This is a genomic window from Chryseolinea soli (assembly GCF_003589925.1).
Classification (GTDB): Bacteria; Bacteroidota; Bacteroidia; order Cytophagales; family Cyclobacteriaceae; genus Chryseolinea; species Chryseolinea soli.
The window spans coordinates 6,688,760-6,706,002 of the sequence record NZ_CP032382.1; the positions used below are offsets into that span (position 1 = coordinate 6,688,760).

A 17,243-nucleotide genomic window follows, 5' to 3' on the forward strand; every position below is an offset into this window, starting at 1 on the left:
CGCTCTCGTCTGCCTTTTTTTGTGGTGTGCCACCGCCGTCGCCGCCCCTCCCGAGGAATGGAAGTTTGATGCCATTTCTCAAAAGGCCTACGACCTGGTGCTCAATCTTCAAACGGTAGAGGCCTATGCCATGCTGCCCAATCCCAAAACCCCCCAGGAGCATTATGTGCTGGCCCTGGGTGAAGCGCTGGAGTTGCTCATCACCGAAGACGGTGAAAAATACACCGAATACGAAGACCACTTCGAGGAGCGCCTGGAGCGCAAGATCAAACTGAACTCACCCGACGAGCTGTTGTTGCTGGCCGAGATCCGCGTGCAATGGGCCTTCGTCTATTTAAAATACGGTCACGAATTCGATGCCGGCCTCAACCTGCGCCAGGCTTTCCTCACAGCGAAGGAATTGAAGAAACGTTTCCCGGAATATCAAGCCATCAAAAAAACGGCGGGCATGCTCGAGGTGATCATCGGCTCGGTGCCTGAGCAATATAACTGGGTGCTGAGCCTGCTCAGCATGGACGGCTCTATTGGCGAGGGCATGGCCGAGTTGGAATCCTTCACCAAAGCGGGCCATCCACTGAGCTTTGAAGCCGGCATGATCTCGGCGCTCGCCAAGGGCTTGTTGTTGCAGCAAACCGACAGTGCCGTAACCGAGGCACGCCAGTTGTTGGCCGGTCATCCAGGCAACCGGCTTGCCTTGTTTCTGGGTGGTGCCCTGGCGATAAAAAATTCACAAAGCGAAGAGGCCTTGTTCCTTCTGAACACCTTGAGTACGAAACACTCGGGGTTGCCCATCTACTACGCCGAATATCTGAAAGGTGAGATCTACCTGCACAAAGCAGAATATATGGAGGCCATGGCCGCTTATCGTTGGTTTATCAACCACTACAAGGGACAGAATTTCATCAAAGACGCTTATTATAAAGTGGGGTTATGCTACTACCTGAACGGGAGCAACAACGATGCGCTGCAGGTCTTCAAACAAGCCCGAACGCTTGGCAAAGAAGCCAGCGAGGCCGACAAATACGCTGCCCGCAGCCTGGCCGACAGTGAGCTTCCCCACATGCAACTCACAAAAGCCCGCTATGCCACCGATGGCGGCTACTACGACAATGCCCGCAAGATCCTGGAATCTATAACGCCGGCGCAAGTTCCCAGCAAGCGCGACCAGGTTGAATTGATCTATCGCAAAGCACGCCTGGAGCATAAAACCAACCATCTTTCTCAGGCCAAGGAATTATACAAAGAGACCGTAAAACAAAACGGCCAGGAGCCCTGGTACTATGCACCCAACGCCTGCCTGCAGCTGGGCTATCTCGCCTGGGCCGACAACGACCTGGAAGGCGCGAAGACCTTTTTCACACTCGCCCTCTCCTACAAGAAGCACGAATACAAGAACAGCATCGACAGCAAAGCAAAGTCTGCCCTCGCGCAGTTAAAACGCAATAGTGGGATTGGGTTGGTTGATCAACGCAGGTGAGCCGTATCGTTGTATAACTCAACGGTAAAGAACGAACCACTATAATGCAATAAGTAGAGCCCGAGGTTCTCGTGCTCGAACATGTCCATCGATTTCAGGGGATAGTTCAGGATGATGCACATCAGGATGCGGATGGCGCGGCCGTGCATGCAGATGAGCACCGTCTTTTCGTCGGGTTGGTTCATGATGTGCTGGAGCACAGGCTTCATGCGCTTGACCACTTCGTCCGGGCTTTCGCCTCCTTCAATGCGCAGCGTGGTGTCGCCCAGTTGCCATTGTTTGAGCATGTAGTGATAATACTGGTCTTCTTCGGGCGTGATGGGAAAGCCTTCCTTGGTGCCCCAACTGATCTCGTTCAGCCCCGCAAATGACTCTACGGGTAAACCCAGATCGATGAAGGATTGCACCGACTCGCGGGTGCGTTTCAGGGCCGACGTATAGACCTTGTCGAACGGGATATCCTTGTATTTGTTAAAGAAAGCCTGGGCCTGGGCGCGGCCCCGGTCGTTTAAGCTGCTGTCTACCCCGCTGCCCTGGACGATGTTCTGGAGGTTGAAATCCGTCTGGCCGTGGCGGACGAGGTAAATTTTTTTGCTGCTCAATTTTGCGTTATTTTGGGCGCAAAAATAAAGAAATAGTCCACCTTCGGACCCGCCTTTCATGGGAATTTTCAAAACTACTACCACCGTCGAAGCCTTGAACAAATGGTCGGCCAATACCCTGGCCGAGCAACTGGGCATTTCTTTCACCGTGATCGGCGAAGATTACCTGGAGGCCACCATGCCCGTAGACCGCCGTACGCACCAGCCGTTGGGCTTGTTGCACGGAGGCGCCTCCGTGGCCCTGGCGGAAACCATGGGCAGCGTGGCCGCTACTTTGTGCGTGGATGGAACAAAACACTACTGCGTGGGGTTAGAAATCAATGCCAACCACATCAAGAGCGCACGCGAAGGTTTTGTGACCGGGGTGGTGAAACCCATTCACGTCGGAAGAAAAACTCAGGTTTGGGAAATCCGTATTAGTAACCAGATCGGTGAATTGGTGTGCATCAGCCGGATCACCATGGCAGTGTTGGACAGACAAAATTGAGGCGAACCCGGATTTAGCATGGATACTACGACATCAGTTTCATCACCCAGGATTGTTGAAACTGACTATCTTTCTTTTCTCATCAACTATGCCGTCGACCAGAATTTTTCCGTAGCCGTCTGGCGGCTTCCCAACGACAACACCAAGCACCTCATCCTCTCGCGCGAACACGAGCTTCTCAAGCCCGACGCCGCGCTGGAAGAGCTTCCCACCGGGTTTATCTTTGCCCCCTTCGACACGGCAGGCGACCGGATCTTTCTGAAAGCTGATTATTCCTTCTCCTTTACGGACGATACGCTGAAGCCTCCCGCGACAACGCTGGAAACCGCATCAGCCACCTGGCTTCAATCGAAGCTCGGTGACATCAAAAGAACCAAAGCAAGACATTACGCCCAGGAACATGCCCTGGGCAATCCTGAAAAGGATGCCTACATCGCGCTGGTATCCAAAGGCATTGCCGAGATCGAGCAGGGCGTGTTCGAAAAAGTGGTTCCTTCCCGTAGCAAGTCCGTTGATCTTCCGTTGGATTTTGACATCGTGACCTCGTTCCTGAAACTGTGCCACGCCAACCCGAACGCGCTCATCTCATTCGTGAGCTCGCCGGAAACCGGAAGCTGGCTGGGCGCTACACCCGAGTTGCTGGTGAATGTCGAAGATGGAACCACATTCAAAACCATTGCCCTGGCCGGCACACAGCCCTATCGTGAGGGCATGAACCTGAAGTCGGTGGCCTGGACCCAGAAAGACATCGAGGAGCAGGCTTTGGTTGAGCGCTATATCATCAGCTGCTTCAAGCGCATCCGCTTGCGCGAATATGACGAGCACGGGCCAAAGACCGTGGTGGCCGGCAATGTGCTCCACCTCAAGTCGGAGTTCACGGTAGACATGCAGGCCACGGATTTTCTGCAATTGGGCACCATCATGCTGCAGTTGCTCCACCCCACCTCAGCCGTTTGCGGCATGCCGCTGAATCCGGCCGTGGATTTTCTGCGAAAATATGAGGGCTATGACCGGCAATTTTACGCTGGCTTCCTGGGACCGGTAAATTTTAAGAACAACATTCATATTTTTGTCAACCTCCGTTGCGCGCAACTGATGGAAACAAAGGCCATTCTGTATGCGGGCGCCGGGGTCACCATCGACTCCGTGCCGGAGCAGGAATGGGAAGAAACAGAAATAAAAATGAACACGCTCTTAAACGTTATCAGTCCTTCAAAGAACGCATGACCCAACCCCGCCAGCAGCCCCTCTACGACATTGCCGAGCTTTGCGCAAAAAAGCGTTTAACACAGGCGGTCCTGTGTCCGGGTTCCCGGTGTGCGCCGCTCACGTTGTCGTTTGCACGGCACCCGAAAATTCAGACACGAACCATCAGCGATGAACGCAGCGCAGGGTTTATTGCGTTGGGCATTGCGCAGCACACCAAACTTCCTACCGTGCTGGTTTGCACGTCGGGAACGGCGGCCTATAATTTTGCTCCCGCCGTTGCAGAAGCTTATTTCAGTGAAACTCCCCTCCTGATCTTTACCGCCGATCGCCCAGCAGAATGGATCGCCCAGCAGGATGGACAAACCATTCACCAGCCAGGGATCTACGGACAGCACGTAAAGAAAACATTTCAGCTTCCACAGGAATATGAACACGCCGATAGTAAATGGGCCATCAATCGGATCGTGAATGAAGCCATCAATCTTTCTTTGCAGGAGCCGCAGGGTCCGGTGCATATCAACGCGCCGTTTCGCGAGCCGCTGTATCCTCAAAAAGATGAAGTCATCGCGTTTAGCGGGAACGTTCGGGTGATCGAAGATTTCGCGCCGTCATTTGGTTTAACGGAAGAACAAAAGAGAACTTTGTCGGCCGCCTGGCCTACGTTCAACAACGTGCTGATCGTGGCGGGACAACAACACGACGACACCAACGGGGTGAGCTCTCTGGCGAATTTCTTTCATACGCATAACATCCCCATCGTGGGCGACATCATCTCCAATGTTCACGTCATCGAAAAGGTGGTGCGGCATGCGGATGTGTTTCTCGGACAAGCGTCTGCTGCGGTGAAGAAAACGTTGCAGCCCGATTTGCTCATCACCTTCGGGCAGTCGGTCATATCAAAAAATCTGAAACTTTTTCTTCGCGACTTCGCACCAAAAGCGCACTGGCACATCCAGCCGGCGGGGATCGTGGCCGATTCGTTCAAGAGCATCACGCAAGTATTTCATACCACGCCTCCCTCCTTCTTCAATTTCCTCAGCACGCTGCAGTCGACGGATTCTTTCAAGCAACAAAAGCAAGAGAACTTCAACAAGTTTTGGGAAGTGGAAGAGCGACGTGCCGTCCGGACGCTGGACGAATTCTTTCCGCAGCAAGAGTTAGCCGAATTGGAAGTGGTTCGCGAGGTCATCCAGCAACTCCCGCCCGATGCCAACCTGCACCTGGCCAACAGCATGAGCGTGCGCTACGCCAACTTCATCGGCTTGACGGCGGCGCAAAAAGATATCCACGTGTTTGCCAACCGCGGCACGAGCGGTATCGATGGGTGCACCAGTACGGCCGTGGGCCATGCGCTGGTGAGCGCGCGACCCAATGTGCTCATCACCGGCGACCTGGCTTTCTTTTATGACCGGAATGCCTTCTGGCATAATTATGCATTGCCTAACTTGCGCGTCGTGTTGTTGAACAATCACGGCGGCGTGATCTTTAAGATGATCGACGGACCGGGCACCATGCCGGAGTCGGACGAATATTTTATCACCCAACAAAAACTCAACGCCCGCAAACTCTGCGAGGAGTTTGGGTTCGAGTACCTGAAGCTGGACAACAAGCGCAAGTTCAAAAACCTGTTGAAGGATTTCTTTGAGCCTGACGGAAAAACCAAAGTGCTGGAACTGGAAAGCGACGGCGTGTTGAACAAGGCCATCTTCGACCATTTGAAACAGAAAATACACAAGAGCTATGAGCTATAAATTTCCATGGAAGCCCGTTAAGGAATACAAGGACATCTTGTTCCACAAATACGACGGCATCGCCCGCATCAGCATCAATCGCCCGCACGTTCACAATGCCTTCACCCCGTTGACCGTACAAGAAATGATCGACGCCATGCACCTCTGTCGCGAAGACAACGACGTGCGCGTGATCATTCTCACCGGCGAAGGCGGCAAAGCTTTTTGCAGCGGCGGCGACCAGAGCGTGCGCGGGCATGGCGGCTATGTAGGCGAAGACACGACGCCCCGCCTCAACGTACTCGACCTGCAAAAAATGATCCGCTCCATTCCCAAGCCTGTGATTGCCGCCGTGGCAGGATGGGCCATTGGCGGAGGGCACGTGTTGCACGTAGTGTGTGACCTGACCATTGCAGCCGAGAATGCGCGCTTCGGCCAGACCGGCCCTAAAGTGGGCAGCTTCGACGGAGGCTTTGGTGCATCGTACCTGGCCCGCATCGTGGGTCAGAAAAAAGCAAGGGAGATCTGGTTCCTGTGCGATCAATACGACGCCCAGGAAGCCATCGACATGGGTCTTGTGAACAAGGTCGTTCCCTTGGAAAAATTAGAGGAAACCTATGTGGAGTGGGCCCGCAAGATCATCGCCAAGAGCCCGTTGGCCATCCGCATGCTGAAGAGTTCGTTCAATGCCGAATTGGATGGACAGGCCGGGATACAGGAATTGGCCGGCAACGCCACCTTGCTGTATTACCTCAGCGACGAAGCCAAAGAAGGCAAGAACGCCTTCCTCGAGAAACGCGATCCGGATTGGTCAAAATATCCCAAGTTCCCTTAAAAACAAATCCAATACATCGCGGTATTATTTCTATATGGACATCGAGAAAAGAGAAATCTACAGATCCATCGCCGAGCTGGCGTATGTCATCGCCATTGCCGACAAGGGGTTGAGCGCGGAAGAACGTTTTGCGTTTACCAAGATCGCCGAAGAGGAACTCGACTTTGAATCGTGGGCGGCCCAAAGCCGCTTTGAGTTGCTGGATGAGGTGATACAGCCTTCGATCGAGAAAGCCTACAAAGACGCGCTTCATGATCTGAAGAAACACAAAGATCATTTCACACCGGAGATGAAAGAAACGGCCATCCGCGTGATGCACAAGGTGGCCAAGGCCTGCAGCGGCTTTAGCCCTAAGGAGGCGACCATCATCGACCGGTTCAAGAAAGACCTGGAAACGCTCTAAGCCCACAAGCGGAACGCATCATGAGCCCCTACCCCTTCGATACATTACTGGTGAATGCGAGGGAGGTGAGTCTGAACGATGTGTTGCAACAGCAGGCGACATTCCACGACGCCTTTGAAGACGCGTTGTTTTCATTTATCCGCGAATGGCATTCCGGTGTGGAACAATTTTCACAACACACCAGCGGGTCTACAGGAACGCCAAAAACCATTTCCGTGACCCGCACGCAAATGACCACCAGCGCGCAGCTCACGGCCGAAGCCCTGGGCTTGAAGGCGGGCGACACCGCTTTGCTTTGTCTGAGCCCTGATTTTATTGCGGGCAAAATGATGGCCGTGCGCTGTTTTGTTAGCGGAATGAAAATGATCGCCGTCACACCTTCTGCGAATCCGCTTGAACACCCGGGCCCAGAAACGATCGATTTCACGGCCATGGTTCCCTACCAGGTGCACGACATTTTACGTTCCGCTCATCCCGAAAGACTTCAACAAATTGGTGCGCTCCTCATCGGCGGCGCGGCCCTGGATGACGAAAGCCTGGCCATGCTCCAGCCGTTTCGTTGCCGGTGCTATGCGACCTATGGCATGACGGAAACCGTATCGCACATCGCCCTGAAGCGATTGAACGGCCCCGATGCCATAGACGATTACAAGACCCTGCCCGGCATCGTTATCTCGCAGGACGAACGGGACTGCCTCGTGATCGAAGCACCCCATTTCGAGGGCAAGATCGTGACCAACGACGTAGTGCAGATCAAGGATGCGCATACCTTTGCGTGGCTCGGGCGCTGGGATAACATCATCAACACCGGGGGCATGAAGGTGATGCCGGAAGACCTCGAGGCGGAGATCGGAAAATTGTTCCGGGGTCAAAAAATTAACAACCGCTTCTTCGTTGGCAGCCTTCCGGATCGTAAATTGGGGAGCCGGATCATCCTGATCGTAGAGGGCCATGTGCCAGCACCTTTGCGCGAGACGCTCATGACCCGTTTGCGGGAGCAACTGCCGGGCTATAAAACGCCAAAGGAGATTTTTGTGGTGCCGCGTTTTCAATATACCGGGAGCGACAAGATCAATCGAAAAGAAACCCTGAAAGGGCTTGCCGGATTGTAACGATCGCAGTGCTATCTTAGCATTCAACCCAAACCAACCAAAACCGTGTCCGAAATCCACCCCGAAATCATCAATGCGTCCGCTGCCGACATTGCCCTTATTCAGGACATTGCCGAAAAGACCTGGTGGCCGACTTACTCCCCTATCATCACGGATGTGCAGATCCGCTATATGCTGGATGCCATCTATTCTACCGAGACCCTGTTGAACGTGATCCAGGGCGGATCGCAGCATTTCATCTTGATTAAGGATGAGGCTGGTGTGCAGGGGTTTGCCTCCTATGGCCCGCGCCCGGACGAGCGCAACGTCTACAAGCTCCACAAGATCTATGTGCTGCCCGACAACCACGGAAAGGGCTATGGCGCCCAACTCGTCGCGGAGGTCAAAAGAAGACTCAAGATGCAGGGGATCCACACCCTGGACCTGAATGTGAACCGGCATAACAAAGCCCGGGAGTTTTACGAAAAGCTGGGCTTCACGGTGATCCAGGAAGAAGACGTTCCCATTGGCCCCTATTGGATGAACGACTATGTGATGCGCCTCACTTTTTAGTGTCCGGGCCAACAATATGAGCAACCGCCGGTTTGTACAGAATAGGTATTGCAGAAACCCTTTGTGAAGTGTTAATTGCCATTTATAAACTGACGGAATAGTGCTTTGGTATCGTGAATTTGGAGTAACAGAATTGATCTTCATCGCGGCATTCGCCGTGTTGTATATCCTGTATTTTATCCGCATCATCCGCATCGCCACCCGGTTGAAGTCGTCCTACAGCCATGTGTTCATCAAGCTGTTTTTCAGGACGTTTTATTTTGCCCTGTTCATCGTGGCGTTGCTGGGACCTTCGTTTGGAGGATCGAAGAAAGAAGTGAAATCGGTGGGCAAAGACATCATGATCTGCGTGGACCTGTCGAAGTCCATGGACGCCTTCGACATTCAGCCTACGCGGTTGGAGAAAGTGAAGTACGAAATGAAGAAAGTCGTGGCCGCCTTCAACTCCGATCGCATCGGCATCATTATCTTCTCATCGGAAGCCTTTATGCAATGCCCCCTGACCTATGATCAGAATGCGCTCAACCTCTTTATCGAGACCATGAACAGCGGACTTGTCCCCGCCTCGGGCACCGACTTCGGCCCGCCCCTGCGGCTGGCCCTGAAAAAATTGGAGGAGGATGACACCGCACCCAATGAGCAGGCCAAATCCAAAGTGATCATCCTCATCAGCGACGGCGAAGATTTTGGGGAAGACACCGACGACGTGGTCAACGAAATCGAGAAGCGAGACATCAAGCTTTTCACACTCGGTGTGGGCACGGAAAAAGGAGGAAATATTTATGCGGGCAATACGTTAAAGACCAACCGCAATGGCCTGATCGTAGTGACCAAACTAAACCCAAAAGAGCTGGTGAACCTGGCCGACAAAACCGGGGGGCAATATTTCGAGATCAACGACTCGAAGAACGACGTTACCCGCCTTATCAACACCATCGGCAAAATTGAAGGCGAGCTGCGCGACGCGCGCTTTATTGACGTGACGGCCAACAAGTATTTTTACTTCCTGGCGTTTGCCGCCTTGCTTTTTCTGCTGGATGTTCTCATTAACGTACCGACCGTGAAAATATGAAGTACCTGCTGGCTGCCCTTCTTGCTGCATTGCTCATCGATCCGGGAAAGATCGCACGCGAAAATCGCGCGAAGTCCGAAGCGCGCGAGGCCTACACGTCGGGCGACTACAAGAAGGCACTGGAAAAATATAAGTACCTGGCCGATTCCCTGGGTGTGCGCGAAGACGAAGTGCTGCTGAACCTGGGCCACACCTATTTTCAAACTAACGACACGACCAACGCCATCTCCACCTACCAATCGCTGGTGGGCAGCATGAACGTGGCCGTGCGCTCCAAGGCCAACCAGCAGCTGGGTATCCTCCACCACCGTCAAGGCAAAATGGAAGCCGCCCTGGCCGATTTCAAGGCCGCCGTAAAGGCCGATGCCGCCAACATCGACGCCCGCTACAACTACGAGATGCTGAAGCGCAAACTGGACGAAAAGAAGAAGGAAGACGAGAAAAAGAACCCTAAAAACAAGCCCCCGGAACCTTCTGCCTATGCAAAGAAGTTAAAAGCACAGGCGGATGCCCTCGTGGCCCAATTCCGCTTTGGGGAAGCCAATACGCTCATGACCGAAGGGGCCAAAAAGGACCCCACCGTCATGCATTACCAGGATTTTATGACACGCCTGCAAGACGTGACCACCATAAACAAACCGAAATGAAAGCAACGCTCTGTACGCTATTTTTCCTCATCTGCGTGGCCATAACCGGCTTTTCGCAAGGAGCCCAGACGTATTTCAACACCTCGGCCAACCTCTACGTGAATGGAAAGAACCCGGAAGCCCTGGCCTCCGTGACCGCCGGTCTGAAAAAATTTCCCTCCGATGCCAAACTGAAAGCCCTCTATGACAAGCTGAACCAGGAAAAGAAAGACCAGGAGAAGAAGGATCAGCAACAGAAAAAGGACCAGCAAAACAAAGAGAAGCAAGACCAGGAGAAAAAGGATAAAGAAAAGCAGGAACAGGACCAGCAGAAAAAAGATCAAAAGGACCAAAAAGAGGATCAAAAAGATCAGGAGCAGAAGGACAAAGAGCAGAAAGAAAAAGAACAAAAAGAAAAGGAAGGCAAAGAAAAGAAGGATCCGCAGGACGAGCAGCAACAAAACGAAGACAAGAACAAACCCAAACCTGAAAAGTCACCCCAACTTGACGAGAAGCTTCGCGACATGAAGATCAGCGAAGAAAAAGCCAAGATGATCCTCGAAGCGATGAAGAACCAGGAGGTTCAATACCTCCAACAAAACAAACGCAAAGCCACCAAACCCAAAGACAAAAGCAAACCCGACTGGTAGTGGTTTGCATTTCTTTGCTTATCCGTCGTAGCTTTAGCGAAGACGGGTGCCCTTGGGATTAACACATTTGAACAACTACAACACCATGAAAGAAGTATACATCGTCTCCGCCGTACGCACCCCCATCGGAAGCTTCGGTGGCAGCCTCAGCTCCCTCACCGCGGTGCAACTCGGCGCCATCGCCTTTAAAGCCGCGGTACAAAAAGCAGGCATCGACCCCAAGCTGGTACAGGAAGTTTTCGTAGGCAATGTCATCGCCTCCGGCCTCGGCCAGGCACCCGCCACGCAAGTAGCGGCCGGCGCGGGACTGGGTTTCGAGATCCCCTGCACCCTGGTGAACAAAGTCTGCGCTTCGGGAATGAAGGCCGTGATGCTCGGGGCACAATCCATCATGCTGGGGCAACAAGACGTGGTACTCACCGGCGGCATGGAAAGCATGAGCAACATCCCTTACTACCTGGCCAAAGCCCGCACCGGTTACAAATTCGGCAACGGCGAACTGTTGGACGGCCTTACCTACGACGGCCTCACCGACATCTACAATCAGGTAGCCATGGGCGTTTGCGCCGACAACACCGCGAAGGAGATGAACATCTCGCGTCAAGATCAAGACAACTATGCGATCAACTCCTACAAACGTTCCGCTGCTGCGTGGAGCGCAGGCAAGTTCAAAGACGAAGTCGTGCCCGTAGAGATCGTTGACCGCAAGGGAAACAAGACGATCTTTGCCGAAGACGAAGAATACAAGAATGTGAACTTCGACAAGATCCCCAGCCTGAAACCCGCCTTCACCAAAGACGGCACCGTGACCGCCGCCAACGCCTCCACGCTGAACGACGGCGCATCTTCTATCCTGCTGGTGAGCAAAGAAAAAGCGGAGGCCCTGGGGCTGAAACCCATCGCCAAGATCCTCGGCTTTGCCGACGCTGCACAAGATCCCATGTGGTTCACCACAACGCCGACGATTGCCATTCCCAAGGCGATGAAGAACGCCGGTGTGGACAAAAAGGACGTAGGCTACTATGAGATCAACGAAGCTTTCTCGGCTGTGGCACTGGCCAACAGCCAGAACCTGGGTCTCGACATCAACAAAGTGAACGTGAATGGTGGCGGCGTGGCTCTGGGGCACCCGCTGGGGTCGTCAGGGTCGCGCATACTGACCACGCTCATCAACGTGCTGAAGCAAAACAACGCCGGCATTGGCGTGGCTGGCATCTGCAATGGTGGTGGCGGCGCCTCAGCGATTGTGATCGAAAATGTTTGAGTCGTTTCTGAACAACATCGAAAATAGCCTTGCGTTATCTGCAAGGCTATTTATTTTTATAACGTGAAGCATCTTATCGCTATTTTATTCCTTCTCGCTACCTGCGTCGTTGCGCATGCACAAAAAGAAGTGCGCACCTACTACGACGCTCCCAAGCAACATGTACAGGAAGTCTACTTTGTCTCAAAAGACGATCCCGAAAAATATGTGGGCCACTATCAGCGCTACTACGAGAACGGCAACATCATGGTCGACGGCACCTTCAACGACGAGGGCGAGAAATCGGGACTCTTCACCGAATACCACGACAACGGTAAGGTTGCCCGCAAGATCACCTTTGTGAACGGGCTGCGTCACGGCGTGGTGCAGATCTATGATGAAGATGGCAAACCGTTTCAAAAGGCTTACTATCAAAACGACATCCTCACCGACAGCATCCAACTCTATTTCGACAACGGCGTGGTGAAGCGCGAGACCTTCTTCGTGAAAGGCAAACCCGAAGGCATGGTGCGCGAATATTACCCGAACCACAAAGTAAAAAAGGAGCAGCAATACGAAAAAGGCAAACCCAATGGCATCGCCCGTTCCTTCTACGCCGACGGCAAAATTGAAACTGAAGCCAACTACAAAGACGGCATCCTTACGGGCTTCTATAAAACCTACTATACCAACGGCCAACTGCAAACCGCCTCCACCATGGCGAACGGCACCAAGAACGGCCAATTCAAAAGCTACGACGAACAAGGCCACCTCGTGCTGGACGGCAACTTCCTCAACGCCAAACTCCACGGCAACAACACCGGCTACTTTGCCGATGGCACGGTGCAACACAAATACCAATACAAGGAGGGCAAGAAGGTGGGCACCAACTATGACTACTACCCTTCCGGAAAGATCAAGATCAAAGAACAGGCATCTTCCAGTGGCGTGGATGCCTCGATCGAGGAGTATGACGAGAACGGCGCTGTTCTGTCGGAGAAGAAATTAAAAAATGGGGTGCTTGCAGGGACCAGTGTTTACTACTATCCCGGTGGCAAGCCAGTGAAACTGAAAGAGACATTTGAGGCGGGGAAGCTTAGTGGGATTCGGTATAGTTATTATCCCTCCGGGAAAATCCAAAAAGAGGAGACTTTTAAAGTGAACTTGCTGGCAGGGCCGGTGAAGACGTACTATGAGACAGGGACTTTAGAGTCTACTACAGAATACAAAAATAATCGGCGTCATGGGCCTTTTGTGGCTTATCATGATAATGGGAAGATGAAAGAGCAGGGAGAGTATATTTCGGATAAGAAGTATAAGGAATGGAAGACGTTTGATGCGAATGGGAATGTATTGAGTAGTGTTATTTACAAAGCAGGCGTACCCGTGAAGAATTGAGATTCGTTCACAAATAATCCGCATCTGCATGATCTCCACCGAAAAAATTACCAACAAACTTTAACCATCACCAATCTAAATCTCATGAAAAAGCTGTTACTCCCCTTCCTGTTGTTTTCTTCCATGGCAACCTTTGCCCAAAGCGAACCCCAAAGAATAATTGACGAGTTTTTCTACCGTTATAAATACAAAACTCCCGACGAGGCAGTAGACTACCTCTTTGGCACAAACAAGTACATGGCCAAATCCACCGAGCAAGTCGAAAACGTCAAGTATAAATTAAATAGCGCCATCACCCTGATGGGGAAGTACTACGGTTACGACCCACTCAGGAAGAAGACCGCAGGGGAGAATCTGGTCATCTACACTTTCCTGGTGCGCTATGACCGGCAGCCCATTCGTTTCAATTTTACCTTTTACAAGGCCAACGATCAATGGGTCATTTTCCACTATAGCTTTGACGACAGCATCGCCGAGGAGTTAAAAGAGGCTACCAAAATTACGTCCCTAAAAGATAATCTGGATCGATAGTCCATTGAATTCTCTCTGAGAATCCATGGTCAGCATTATTGGACGAAGGATTGGCTAGGGCAATCCTCGTCCCTTTCGTTGTGTTTTAAGATTTGATTCACGGCTGGCACCTATGTGATCGAGCATCTTAGTTAAAGCATAGAATTGTATTCGGACTATCACTGCAAAGTCCCTGCCCCGGACGCTTTGTATATTGATCTATCTCACCATCTATCTCAGCATATCCATATTGCAGTAACCTCAAATCTGCACCACTAAAGTCGGACTTTCTGATAAAGTTGAAATACAATTCGGCACTATCAAACCTCGCACCGCGAAAATTATAATCATACAAAGAGTCGTACCTGAAATCGTGCTCTGACTTTCCTTTCACTAGTGCGATCAGTACTTTTTTGCTCAGATCCATACACTCAGCATTCCGGGTTTGCTGGATGCGCTCCAAATCAAACGCATTATAGCCCACCTTTCCGCTGCAACTCTCGCATTTGCCCGTGGCAGAATTGTAACTAAACTGATCCTGTGCGCTATCAGAACAGGCGTGATCTTCCTGGCAAGACAAACAGAGGACAAGAAGTCCAATGCATAAAAACAATAACTTGGGATGCTTCATACTTTTGCATGGGTTTGACCATCTTTTATTTACTCGCTCTTCCGGCAAGGATATATACACTACCCTGACTGCAGAACCAAAAAAAATTAAAGTGACGCATAATAATTAAACACCAAGATGTAATCCTTTACATCGCTCTTGAGTTTAATACCATTCGTTTTCATATAAGCCTTCACTTGATCCGATTTGCTTTTCATCAGCGCCATAGCTTCCGCTTCGTTGAGCTCCCGAAGGGTGCCGGTATGTACATCCAATAAAAAATTCAAATCTACTGGCACAACCTCTGTGAGCGAGTTGAACAGGTTGCCCCCCAAGCGCACAACACGCCGGCTGAGAATGGCCATGTCGGCATTTTCGTAAACATGCTCCAGGAAGTATTCCCGGGTTATCGATGCGTTCTCATCATGGACGGGCATGCTATAATAGCGCCGGGTTTTACTTTTCTCGGTGTCGAAATAGAAAAAACTCGTTACGTCCTTCACGGAAAGGGTTAGCATACCTTCGCCATCTTTCACCTGGAGCAGGCCTTCCTCCACGGCGGGATTGTAGCTCATTTCACAGGGCACAGTATCGCCGGTCACCAGCACGACTGAGCCCTGCACCCAATGTTCCAGATTCTTTGCCAATCGGACTCCCGATGAAAGGCCCGGCGTACCCGACAGTGGCGGTGTGGAATAGACCTGCGCGCATACACCGTGCGAGATGCCCATTATCAGCCAGAGCACAATATTGCACAACCCGTTTTTCCGGACCATAAGCCTAAACATTAGATAACAATTTATAGAAATTTCAAATGACTTAAAAGCCCAACGCCTTCTGCTCCTAATTCCCAAATTCGCCTGTTATCGAGGCATGATAACGATCACCCCGAATCGTCTCCTGACCCAATGTATAGTCGATAACGATCTCGTCACGTGAAAATTTTCGTGGGCCTGGATCAAAACCTGTCGCCCCTTCGTTTATCTGTCGTTTATAGGCCTCCTCAAAACCTCTCGATTTGTTGATCAGCAAATAGGCCTCGTTCATGGAGATACCCGGAATAAAATAAAAATCGGTATACCATGCTTTTTCCTGGCCACGCTCGAACTCGTGCACTATCCCTGTTTTATAAATAATCCTTCTATACTCTGTCTGGTTGTCAGAGTGTTCCATGGTTTGGAGTTGTCCATATGCTCTGTTAAAGTAATCATCCAGTGGCTCTTTATTGTGCATGGGAACTAACCGGGAAAGGAATCCATCAAAAATAAATCCCTCCAGGCCTTTGTATCGAACCTTCACAAATTTTCCAAACACGCTAATTCCAGGTCTCGTTATCCTGCTACCCTGTATTTCATTCGTCACTACAAACTCCAATTCATTGCTGAGCGTCTCCATCACGACAATTGCCGTCCCATAGTCCAACTTCTCAATGGCTGGCGACGCAAATCCCGGCTCCTTCCTCATGCGCAATCCGTCATTGGCCCAAACATACAATGTATCACCACGGAAAAACTCTCTTGCGATTGCAGATGTACTAGGGCCTTGCAGTAAAGTCAATAAAGCTGTTACCAAATATCTCATTTATCAAAAATTTTTAAGGGAAATGGGCAGGTTAAAGTCTAATCGGCTTGGTCAAGAATTGTTCGGCACAAGTCAAGGCCGCCCTCATGCCTGAAAACTCAACATCTTTTCGTCTTAATTTCCAAATTCGCTTAGTATAAATACGTGACCGTGATCAACGCGAATGGTCTGTTGACCTAATTCATACCCGATAACGATCTCGTCAGGCGCAAATTTTTCGGGTCGTTGATCGAAATAGGTTGAGCCTTCGCTTATTTGCCGTTTATAATTTCTCTCAAACCCTGTCGCTTTGTTTATCAACAAATAGGCCTCCTTCAAAGAGATGCCCGGGATAAAATACAAATGCGTAAACCAATTTTCCGGACCTCCTTCAAACTCAGAAACTATCCCTGTTTTATAAAAAATTCTTTTAAATCTATATTCCGAATCCGGCTTTGATCGGTCTATCGTCTGCAACTGTCCGAATACTCTGCCGAAATAATCATCCAACGACTCCTGGTCATGGAGGGGAGCGAGGCGGGAAAGAAATCCATCAAAAATAAATCCTTCCATCCCTTTATAGTGGATCTTCACAAATCCTCCAAATATACTAATCCCGGGCAATGACCTTTGATTGTGTTTCATGGCGCGCGCCACCACAAATTCCGCCCCAACTCCCGTCCTTTCCATTACCACAATGGCCGTCCCATAGTCTAACTTCATGAGCGAAGGAGATTCAAATTTCGGTTCCTTTCGCATCAGCAAACCATCATTTGCCCAAACGTATAACGTGTCGCCAATGGAATTTTTTTTTGAGGCTGCATAGGCATTGAGGCCTTGCATCAAAATAATCAAAGCTATTACCGGATATCTCATTTATTAGAATTTCTAAGGGGATTGATAGGTTGCGGGCTATAACGTTAATTAGAATTGTTCACTACGGGTGCCCTTATCGAAAAAAAAACCTAGGAAGGGTATGAAACTAATGGCTGCGATCGTCTTTGCTAGTCTCTTTCGGCAGCCCAAAGGCATCCAATTCCTTTTGGGGTATCTAGCCTTTTCTATTGCATGGGGGTCGTTTTCAATATTCCAAATCCAGTCCCGAATAAACTCGTTCGTGACGTTTCTTTTTCGCTTCTTGTTTGACTTGACGGTACCCATATCCCA

Annotated in this window: 19 protein-coding genes; 14 read left to right on the forward strand and 5 right to left on the reverse strand. The window is 50.9% G+C overall.

The genetic code is table 11. The annotated features are described in order from the left end of the window. The first annotated feature begins 19 nt into the window (after positions 1-19). Positions 20-1,477, forward strand: a complete 1,458-nt coding sequence (locus tag D4L85_RS27880) for a tetratricopeptide repeat protein (RefSeq protein ID WP_119757388.1) — start codon at positions 20-22, stop codon at positions 1,475-1,477. Here the strand turns inward: D4L85_RS27880 and D4L85_RS27885 are convergent. Next, a complete protein-coding gene (locus D4L85_RS27885; protein WP_119758973.1) occupies positions 1,465-2,079 on the reverse strand; it encodes a histidine phosphatase family protein in 615 nt (204 codons plus the stop codon). The two genes, D4L85_RS27880 and D4L85_RS27885, sit on opposite strands and share 13 nt — an antisense overlap. Before the next feature lie 58 nt (positions 2,080-2,137). Here D4L85_RS27885 and D4L85_RS27890 point away from each other — a divergent pair, with 58 nt between their 5' ends. The 13 genes from D4L85_RS27890 to D4L85_RS27950 all read left to right on the forward strand — a co-directional run bounded on the left by D4L85_RS27890 (position 2,138) and on the right by D4L85_RS27950 (position 13,927). Continuing rightward, on the forward strand, positions 2,138-2,566 hold the full coding sequence (locus D4L85_RS27890) for a hotdog fold thioesterase (protein ID WP_119757389.1): 429 nt from the start codon (positions 2,138-2,140) through the stop codon (positions 2,564-2,566). Positions 2,567-2,584: 18 nt separating this feature from the next. Next, positions 2,585-3,793, forward strand: coding sequence for a chorismate-binding protein (locus tag D4L85_RS27895; RefSeq protein WP_119757390.1), 1,209 nt, complete (start codon positions 2,585-2,587; stop codon positions 3,791-3,793). Further along, complete coding sequence (menD, locus tag D4L85_RS27900; protein WP_119757391.1) at positions 3,790-5,526, forward strand: 2-succinyl-5-enolpyruvyl-6-hydroxy-3-cyclohexene-1-carboxylic-acid synthase; 1,737 nt, start codon at positions 3,790-3,792, stop codon at positions 5,524-5,526. Before D4L85_RS27895 ends, menD begins: the two co-directional genes overlap by 4 nt. Beyond that, the gene (gene menB, locus D4L85_RS27905) at positions 5,516-6,340 is read left to right on the forward strand and encodes a 1,4-dihydroxy-2-naphthoyl-CoA synthase (RefSeq protein ID WP_119757392.1); all 825 of its coding nucleotides are present in this window, start codon (positions 5,516-5,518) and stop codon (positions 6,338-6,340) included. Before menD ends, menB begins: the two co-directional genes overlap by 11 nt. A gap of 34 nt (positions 6,341-6,374) precedes the next feature. Continuing rightward, on the forward strand, positions 6,375-6,743 hold the full coding sequence (locus D4L85_RS27910) for a TerB family tellurite resistance protein (protein ID WP_119757393.1): 369 nt from the start codon (positions 6,375-6,377) through the stop codon (positions 6,741-6,743). A gap of 20 nt (positions 6,744-6,763) precedes the next feature. Next, the gene (locus D4L85_RS27915; RefSeq protein WP_119757394.1) at positions 6,764-7,855 is read left to right on the forward strand and encodes an AMP-binding protein; all 1,092 of its coding nucleotides are present in this window, start codon (positions 6,764-6,766) and stop codon (positions 7,853-7,855) included. A 45-nt stretch (positions 7,856-7,900) separates the two neighbouring features. Next, the gene (locus D4L85_RS27920; protein ID WP_228450652.1) at positions 7,901-8,407 is read left to right on the forward strand and encodes a GNAT family N-acetyltransferase; all 507 of its coding nucleotides are present in this window, start codon (positions 7,901-7,903) and stop codon (positions 8,405-8,407) included. Between the two features lie 100 nt (positions 8,408-8,507). Further along, the gene (locus tag D4L85_RS27925; protein WP_119757395.1) at positions 8,508-9,479 is read left to right on the forward strand and encodes a vWA domain-containing protein; all 972 of its coding nucleotides are present in this window, start codon (positions 8,508-8,510) and stop codon (positions 9,477-9,479) included. Beyond that, positions 9,476-10,126, forward strand: coding sequence for a tetratricopeptide repeat protein (locus tag D4L85_RS27930; RefSeq protein ID WP_119757396.1), 651 nt, complete (start codon positions 9,476-9,478; stop codon positions 10,124-10,126). The genes D4L85_RS27925 and D4L85_RS27930 overlap by 4 nt, the downstream gene beginning before the upstream one ends. Next, the gene (locus tag D4L85_RS27935; RefSeq protein ID WP_160144047.1) at positions 10,123-10,755 is read left to right on the forward strand and encodes a hypothetical protein; all 633 of its coding nucleotides are present in this window, start codon (positions 10,123-10,125) and stop codon (positions 10,753-10,755) included. Before D4L85_RS27930 ends, D4L85_RS27935 begins: the two co-directional genes overlap by 4 nt. Positions 10,756-10,840: 85 nt before the next feature. Beyond that, positions 10,841-12,019, forward strand: coding sequence for an acetyl-CoA C-acyltransferase (locus tag D4L85_RS27940; RefSeq protein ID WP_119758975.1), 1,179 nt, complete (start codon positions 10,841-10,843; stop codon positions 12,017-12,019). Between the two features lie 63 nt (positions 12,020-12,082). After that, entirely contained in the window at positions 12,083-13,396 is a 1,314-nt protein-coding gene (locus D4L85_RS27945) for a toxin-antitoxin system YwqK family antitoxin (RefSeq protein ID WP_119757398.1), read from the forward strand. 84 nt (positions 13,397-13,480) lie between these two features. Then, a complete protein-coding gene (locus D4L85_RS27950) occupies positions 13,481-13,927 on the forward strand; it encodes a hypothetical protein (protein ID WP_119757399.1) in 447 nt (148 codons plus the stop codon). Positions 13,928-14,054: 127 nt separating this feature from the next. On the opposite strand, the gene D4L85_RS27955 is transcribed toward D4L85_RS27950, so the two are convergent. From D4L85_RS27955 to D4L85_RS27970, 4 genes are all read right to left on the reverse strand, one after another. Further along, the gene (locus D4L85_RS27955) at positions 14,055-14,537 is read right to left on the reverse strand and encodes a hypothetical protein (RefSeq protein WP_160144048.1); all 483 of its coding nucleotides are present in this window, start codon (positions 14,535-14,537) and stop codon (positions 14,055-14,057) included. 86 nt (positions 14,538-14,623) lie between these two features. Further along, positions 14,624-15,262, reverse strand: a complete 639-nt coding sequence (locus D4L85_RS27960; protein ID WP_160144049.1) for a DUF305 domain-containing protein — start codon at positions 15,260-15,262, stop codon at positions 14,624-14,626. A gap of 97 nt (positions 15,263-15,359) precedes the next feature. Beyond that, positions 15,360-16,097: a hypothetical protein gene (locus D4L85_RS27965; RefSeq protein ID WP_119757402.1), complete on the reverse strand. Its 738-nt coding sequence runs from the start codon at positions 16,095-16,097 to the stop codon at positions 15,360-15,362. Between the two features lie 114 nt (positions 16,098-16,211). Beyond that, positions 16,212-16,721, reverse strand: coding sequence for a hypothetical protein (locus D4L85_RS27970; protein ID WP_160144050.1), 510 nt, complete (start codon positions 16,719-16,721; stop codon positions 16,212-16,214). Positions 16,722-17,243 lie beyond the last annotated feature (522 nt).